The organism is Acidimicrobiia bacterium (genome assembly GCA_016650365.1).
Taxonomy (GTDB): domain Bacteria; phylum Actinomycetota; class Acidimicrobiia; order Spongiisociales; family JAENVV01; genus JAENVV01.
In genome coordinates this window covers 1-7,700 of sequence record JAENVV010000012.1, presented here as the reverse complement: position 1 = coordinate 7,700, position 7,700 = coordinate 1, and the positions used below count along the sequence as shown (strand labels likewise).

Here is a 7,700-nt window from a genome sequence, read left to right as displayed (position 1 = left end):
TGGCACGCATGCCCGACAACATCTCCCGGAACGAGTCCGGGCCGACCGCAATCATCAGGCTCAAACCGATCGCCGAATCCATGGAGTACCGGCCCCCAACCCAATCCCAGAACCGGAACATGTTGGCGGGGTTGATACCAAAAGCAGATACCGCATCGGCGTTGGTCGAAACGGCCACGAAGTGACTGGCGACTGCCTCATCGCTCCCGAGTCGATCCACCAGCCAGGCTCGAGCATTGCGGGCGTTGGTCAGCGTTTCAAGAGTCGTGAACGTCTTGGAAGCCACCACGAACAACGTGGTGGCCGGATCGACCTTGTCGAGAACAGAAGCGAGGTCATTCGGGTCAACATTCGAGACGAAATGGGCTCCGATATGAGGATGGACGTAGGGACGAAGCGCTCGATAGGCCATAGCCGGACCGAGATCCGAGCCACCGATGCCGATGTTGACGACCGAGCGGATTCGCTCCCCGGTGAAGCCTTTCCATTCACCGGATCGCACCAGGTCAGAGAACGCCGACATCCGATCAAGGACTTCGTGAACGTCACCGACGACATCGTGTCCGTCGACGGTGAACACATCACCAGGATTGGATCGCAGTGCGGTATGGAGGACTGCTCGATCCTCTGTCGTGTTGATGTGGTCGCCTCCGAACATCGCTCTGATCTGCTCTGGGACCCTGGCAGCGCGGGCCACGGCAAGCAGCTGGCCTACGAGCTCGTCAGTTATCAGATGCTTCGACAAGTCGACGTTGAGGTCACCTACCTCAAAAGTCAAGCTGGCCACCCGGTCTGGATCATCCGCGAAAGCGGCACGCAGATCCAAGGTTCCAGTGGCTTGAACAGTCGATTCGAGTGTTTTCCACTCCGACGTATCCCGTATTGACGGCAACGTGTTCTCCCATATCGAGCTGACCGCAGATCGGTTCGCGGAAATCAGATTTGATCGAGATTACGCCACGGCGCCACTTTGGCCTCGACCCAACGGGTTATCTGGATAAGCGTGAGCGATACGATCACCAGGATGAAAAGCACTCCGAACATGAGCGGCGCGTTGAACGAGTCGGCCGAACGAAGGATAAGGAAACCGATTCCGCGAGAACCGCCCAGAATCTCGGCGATGGTCAATCCAACCAATCCGCGGCCGATCCCCTGCTGGATTCCGGCGATGATGAATGGCAGGGTGAAAGGAAACACCACCTTGGTGTAAAGCTCACGGCGACTCGCACCAAATACTCTGGCGGCGGCCAGCATCGACTTATCGGTAGTTTTCACGCCCGCCCATGAATTGATCATGATGGGGAATACCGCTGAAAGCACGATGACCGTGAGATGCATTTTCACAGTAAATCCCAGAAAAATGATGAAAAGTGGCACCAGGGCGATGCGGGGCATGGATGAGATAGCCCACACATAGGGACTCAACAATGTATCGACCCATCTATTCGCCCCCATCAGGAGCCCGAGGGGTATCCCTATTATGCAGGCGATCACTATCCCAATTCCCAGATTGCGGAGGCTATATAACACATGATCCAAGAGGTTGCCGCCCAAGGTGACTACCGGAGCGGGATCAGTGAGACCCTGCCACAACGTCGTGAACATGTCGCTTGGTCGGGGAATAAAGATGTTGTTGACCACCCCCGAGCGAGCAAAAATCTCCCAGCCAATGAAGAAGACCGTCAGATTGATGACGGTGATGATTGCAGGCCCGATCCGCCGCCAAACGTATCCGAGAGAGACCTTCGTCGTCTCGATTCGCCCGGAGTCGTCGATGGTCGGTTCGGGGGCCGCCGGCAGGGTGCTCATCGGGCTCTTCCCCGGGTTGCCTGGATGGCCTCGTCTCGAACCAGATCCCACACATGTTCGCGGAGCCTGACGTATTCGGGACTACTCTTGACGTCCTGCTCAAAACGGGGCCGAGGAAGATCGACATCAACAATTTCCTTGATCTTGCCCGGCCGGTATGAGATGACCACCACCCGGTCTCCCAATGCGATGGCCTCATCTATCGAGTGCGTTATGAACACGACGGTTTGGCCGGTCTGACTCACAACGCGTTCTAGCTCCCATTGCATTGCCTCACGCGTCATCGCATCGATGGCAGCGAAAGGTTCATCAGCCAGAAGAATGTCAGGTCCCGATACCAGGGCTCGCGCGATTCCAACCCGTTGCTTCATACCGCCGGACAGCTCGTAGGGAAACGAGTCTTCGAATCCCTCAAGGTCGACCAATGATATGTAGTGGGATATTCGTTCTTCGACTTCGTCTTTCGGCAAATGACGATTGTGCATTTCGAATGGCAGGCGAATATTCTGTTTCACCGTGCGCCATGGCAGCAATGCGTAGTCCTGGAAAACCATTGCCCGGTCCGAGCCCGGACCCACCACTGACTGGCCATTGACGAGTATCTTCCCCACCCAAGGCTTAACCAACCCGGCGATCGCGTTGATGAGGGTGGTCTTGCCACAGCCCGACGGACCAACCAGAACCACAAACTCCCCGCGGTTAACCGTCAGGTTGATTCCCGTGAGCGCCGTCAGCCTCTGGCGCTCACGGGCCATTTCGTATCCGACCGTCAGATTCTTGGCCTCGATCACCGGCCCTGAAGTAGACAGATCGCTCATAACTCCGACGGATCGGGGCGCCGCGGAATGCCAAGCGCGTCTTGGGCAGCCCACAGGTAGGTCATGTCCACATGGTCGCGCCATTCCACCGACTCATCCATGAACCCGAGCAACTTGAACTCGTCCATCAGGGTGTCCAGTTGGACCGGATTGAATCCACCATCGACCGAAAGATCGCCGGCTTCGTCTGCATAGGCATCGATGAAGTCCTGGGGAAGATCGAAACCGTACCCTTTCATGATTTCGACAACCTCGTCCTTGTTCTTGTCGACATCGAGTATGTACTGGCGGCCCCGAAGCTCGGCGGTGAGCCACGCAGTTGCCGCGTCCCCGTTCGCTGCGAGCCAGTCCTCCATGGCGGCATAACCTTCCTGAGGGTTAGGGACCGAGACCTCGTAAAGGAACTTGCCGCCGGCGCCCTCAAGCGCTCCGCGGTGGCGGGGAAAGACGCTGGCAGCATCAAGACTGCCCGCCAGCAGCGCTTGCAGCCGGGAGTCGGATCCACCGGACGTCGGAACAAATTCGACGTCGGTATCAGGATCTAGACCGAGTTCGGCCACAATCCGTCGTTGAATGAAGTCGTTGCGAGAACCGATGTCGCCGCCGCTGATCTTGGCGCCCTTCAGATCCTCAGCCGTTTCGATCCCGGCCCGAACGCCCATTATCTGCCACTCGGCTTCATTGTGGAAGCTGATCATCTTCAAACCCGACTGACTGGCAGCTGCTGCGCCGATAAGGGTGTCGGTGTCACCGCGCACAATATCCAGGCTCTTGCCGATCAAACCGGCGACATACTCCTCGGTGACGATCACTTTCTGTTCGGTAATTCCAACTTCGGTCAACCAACCCTTCGATAGGGCGGTGTGGTAAGTCCATTCAGATGCAAAGTTCGGGTTGCCGTCGCCGATGGTGATCGACGCGAGGTTTGACATAGGACCCGTTGCCCCACTAGCCGCAGTCGTGCCCGGCGCGGCGGTCGTGGTGGTGCCGTTGGCTCCACATGCCGCAAGGAAGGCAGCAGCAGCCCCCATTCCTCCGATTCTGATGAAGTTTCTCCGGGTGACCCAGAAGTCGTCGTCGGGTTCGTTCCTGGGCGTTGATGGTTGGCTCGACGTGACCATGATCTCCCTCTCTGCAGCTAGCGTACCCGGCAACTGCCACCGCTAGCCGGCGTCCTATATATTGCATGATACGGGTCCGAGCCTTCCATGCCGTCAAAACACGACAATTTTTCTGACGACGGTAGGACAAATCCCGCGCCCGATGGGTACCGCAATCAGTCGAGATCAGTTATCCCGACTCACGCCTGGGGCGGGATGACTGGCACCAGAAGGTACGGCTCCAGGCCGTCACCGGCGTGAAGCGTAACCAGGCCCCCGAATATATCCAGAGGCCGGTCGTCAGGATCGTTATGGGTCATGCCACCGGTGCCACGAGTGGCATAGTGAAACGTCTTGGCAAATTCGCCGAGTTCACCGTCGTACTCGTAGTCCTTGCCCCGAACCGTCAACGCCAGACTCCACCCGGCCGGGATTACCAGGCAGGAGGCCACGATCTCGACATCGCACTCGTACACCGCGCCGGGCGTCAGCGCCTCGACCCGATCGTGGGGGTGGTATGGACGGTACGGCAAGCTTCGGTCCTGGTCGAGCGCCCGATGCGACACCCTCAGCCACCCGTTGGCGATCGGCGTATTCGGATCGGTTGACCCCATGAACGTCACCTCGTTGCCATCCGGGTCGAAGACCCGGACAATGAGGAACAGATCCGCATCCCGGTTGTCCGAAGACACAAAAAGCTTCGCCGCCATCGGGCCGGTCAATTCCGTCTCATTCTCGAACGCGGGAAACCGGAACGTAACGCCATCGCCGAGCGCCTCATATGTCACAGAAGTCTTCACAGCTGGCGCTTCGAGCGAGAGCTCTCTGTTTTGTGGGTCGAGGTAGAGCTTCGTCCACTCCGTACGCGCCAGGGGCCATTCGTTCTCATACCGGAGGACAAACTTCTCTCCTGGGTGACGAACGTTGAGCATCACCGGCGCCGTGACCTCCCAACCATTGTCGATCTCCTTGAGGAAGTGGTCGAAGAAGCGCTTCTGGAGATCGAGGCCGTAGCCACTTGAGAACAACGACCAATGAGAATCGCCATGCACTTCGAGCCACTTCTGCTCAGAAGCGGCTTCGATAAACCCGTTGAAGTTGCCGCGGGGATGGATGCCCTGACCTCCCCAGTTGGCACACGTCAACATCGGCACCCTAACGAGGGACAGGTCGGCAACCCCGGCACGGTGCCAATCGTCATAGAGCGGGTGACTCTTCAACTCTTCATAAGCGTTTACCCGGTTGGCGGCCAACTCGTCGTCGGAGAACGTGACGGGTCCGGCTACCGACTCACCGGTATTCGGGTTTGTTCGAGCTCGGTCACCACGCCCGTACTGAACGTTGACCACCTGAACCTTCGACCACAGCTCCTGAAACTGGCTGAGAATGCCACCGTGGTAGCCGGAATCGCGATACGGATCATTCGCCCCTTCCCAGGGAATGATCGCTGCCAGATGGGGAGGCTGCATGGTGGCCACCCGCCACTGGTTCCTGGCGTAATACGAAATCCCCAGCATTCCCACCTTGCCGTTACTCCAGGACTCGGTCCCCGCCCATTCGATGCACTGGTAGAGATCCTCGATCTCTCTCGGAGAGTTTGGCTGCATGAAGCCGGGGGACCAACCGGCCCCTCGCGAATCAACGCGCACACAAACGTACCCATCGGGGACCCAGCGCTCCGGGTCGGTCACCTCCCAGTTCTGATACTTGTTGGTCGAGCCTTGGAGAATCTCGGGATGATCCGCCACCATCTTCGCCCACTGGAGAGGGTATCCCTCCTGATAGGCGACTCCCTTGGCGTAGATCCCATAAGTCAGGATCACGGGATACCTACCGTCCTCGATCGGTCGAAACACATCCGCCCTGAGCACCGTGCCGTCATCCATAAGAATCGGCTGGTGCCAGGTGATGCGCATCCCATCTCGCACTTCGGTCCGGGCCGTCACGTCTGGCTCTTGCAATTTGATCCCTCCAATGCGTCCAACACGAACAGGAACCTAGCCGCAGGCCACAACCAATGCCGCTCCCAGCCGCCAGGCGACCCGGGCGGCAAATCACTGCTGGGTGGGGGCGGTCCGTACGGGTCAAGATCGTCAGCAATGGTCGGCCCGGGATGGTCGATTGCAGCGGCCTGGGTCGAGCTCTGGTCGAGCGCCGCGGTGAGGCTTTCGAGAGGGTCATGGACCGTCTTGACACCCACTCCACGATCAAATCGCATCACGAGCGCGTCCTGCGCAACATCATCGACCTAATCGCAGAGAAGCCAAAACCCCCGCTGAGTAGGGGTCTTGGGTGCTCCGGGGGTGAGACTCGTACTCACAACCTACGGATTAACAGTCCGAAAGGGCCCGATATTCTGACCTGGCGAAACACTCAAAAATACCCTCTGACCTGGCCTTTTAGCCTTCGTCGGTTTCCAACCTTTTGCACTGTTTTTCGATGAATCGCGTCCTGAGCGCGTCCTGAGGGCTGAGGCCCGGCAGCCACCCACCCCTCGACGTCGTCACCATCGAACCTGCCCTGTCATCGCGAGATCGGGCGGGCGTAGGTTGCGGTGGTGGCGTTGGGGACGAGAGTCCGGCTGTCGCCTCCGTCGACCTCGAGGGTCATGATTCGACCGTCCGGTTGGGGGCACAAAAGCAGCGAGCCTTGGAACTCGGCCCTGAGGCACGGTTCAGCAATTTGTTGGCCTTCGTCGGGGATGGCGATTTCGCGTTCGTATGTGTCGACGGTTTCGCCGGTGGTCAGATCGACGAGTTCGGTTGTGAGGTACTGGAAGTACGGTTCTGGCGCGGCGTCTGTGTTGAGGACGCCGAATGTGTCGAGTCGGAGGTGGCCGTCATGGTCGGGAACGACCATTGTTTCGGGATCGAGTTGTCGTTCCCATATAACCGTTCCGTCTGGCTGGATGATCCGGAGCGTATCCGTCAAGGTACGGACCAAGATGACCGTCCCGGCGAAGCGAGCGTCAGTGGCAGCCGGCCCAACCGGTACCCAGCTGCCCGAGTCGATGTCGAGGATGAAGGTCCCGGACGGGTCAGAGGTGAGAGCGTGGGTACGACCATCGAATTGGGCGACGTCCAAGAGGCTTTCCCCGGGTCGGAGTGGTATGTCGGAGATGGCACCGTCCGCGTCGACGATCAGGAGCCTCTCAGGCTGTTCGTCGGGTTGGGTGATCAGGCGGTCGGCCACGTAGAAGGCTGTCCGGGACGCCACAGTCGTCAAAGCCTTGGAGGTTCCGTTGCGGTCGTGAAGGATTACCCCGTCGTGGCCGGCGGTGATGATCCAAGGGGCACTGGCTGGACGCACCTGGAGGGTGAAACAGAACTGGCGGGGCTCCCAATACGGTGAGCACAGGCCGTAGTCTCCATCTCGGATGCTGTCGGGTATCACGACCGTGTCAGGGCCCGGCCCGGTCACTCTTTCTGGCTGTACGTCGGGTTCGCCAGCCCACAACTGCCACGAAGCCGGAGTCGTAGCTCCCGGGGTGTCGGCCGTGAGTAAATAGAAAACGCTCAGCGCGGAATCCTCCATCGAGGACGTGATGATGTAGTGGCCTGTGCGGTCGCGGCCGTCCGGAACCTCGAAGCTGAGACGCTCACCGGCCGCAGTCAAGAGCGGCTCCCCAAGGGTGTCGGGCTCTTGAGGTGGGGCGAACCGAAGCTCGACTTCGGCACCGCTCAGAACCAGGTCCGATCCATCGAGCCGGATCGAGTCGGATCTCCTGAACGCCTTTTCAAACAAGGCGGACTCATCCGAATTGACGCTGCAGCCGACGTCAGTAGTCACACCTCCTCCCGCTCCGAACGAACCTTTGAAAATGTCGACCCGGTGGCCTACGTTGTTGCAGTCAGCCGGATACTGCGCGCCCCCTCTAAATAGTGTTAACAATATCCCACCGGTCGGAGGACTCCTGAACGTGCGGGCATCGATTGTGCCCATCACAAAACGCCAAGAGCCATCAAAGGGCGTC

General features: G+C 59.1%; 6 protein-coding genes. All 6 read right to left on the bottom strand.

The window, feature by feature from the left end:
• A partial coding sequence (locus tag JJE47_00845) for a glucose-6-phosphate isomerase (GenBank protein ID MBK5265958.1) occupies positions 1-907 on the bottom strand: 907 nt, incomplete at its 3' end.
• A gap of 29 nt (positions 908-936) precedes the next feature.
• Entirely contained in the window at positions 937-1,809 is an 873-nt protein-coding gene (locus JJE47_00840) for an ABC transporter permease (protein ID MBK5265957.1), read from the bottom strand.
• A complete protein-coding gene (locus JJE47_00835; GenBank protein MBK5265956.1) occupies positions 1,806-2,618 on the bottom strand; it encodes an ABC transporter ATP-binding protein in 813 nt (270 codons plus the stop codon). Before JJE47_00835 ends, JJE47_00840 begins: the two co-directional genes overlap by 4 nt.
• Before the next feature lie 5 nt (positions 2,619-2,623).
• Complete coding sequence (locus JJE47_00830; GenBank protein ID MBK5265955.1) at positions 2,624-3,748, bottom strand: ABC transporter substrate-binding protein; 1,125 nt, start codon at positions 3,746-3,748, stop codon at positions 2,624-2,626.
• Positions 3,749-3,927: 179 nt separating this feature from the next.
• On the bottom strand, positions 3,928-5,643 hold the full coding sequence (locus JJE47_00825) for a CocE/NonD family hydrolase (protein ID MBK5265954.1): 1,716 nt from the start codon (positions 5,641-5,643) through the stop codon (positions 3,928-3,930).
• 607 nt (positions 5,644-6,250) lie between these two features.
• On the bottom strand, positions 6,251-7,516 hold the full coding sequence (locus JJE47_00820) for a hypothetical protein (protein ID MBK5265953.1): 1,266 nt from the start codon (positions 7,514-7,516) through the stop codon (positions 6,251-6,253).
• Positions 7,517-7,700: the final 184 nt, after the last annotated feature.

Bases quoted from the DNA above. Each gene is read 5' to 3' on its own strand.
- JJE47_00840 (MBK5265957.1), bottom strand. From the start codon at position 1,809: ATGAGCACCCTGCCGGCGGCCCCCGAACCGACCATCGACGACTCCGGG.
- JJE47_00830 (MBK5265955.1), bottom strand. From the start codon at position 3,748: ATGGTCACGTCGAGCCAACCATCAACGCCCAGGAACGAACCCGACGAC.
- JJE47_00825 (MBK5265954.1), bottom strand. From the start codon at position 5,643: ATGCGCATCACCTGGCACCAGCCGATTCTTATGGATGACGGCACGGTG.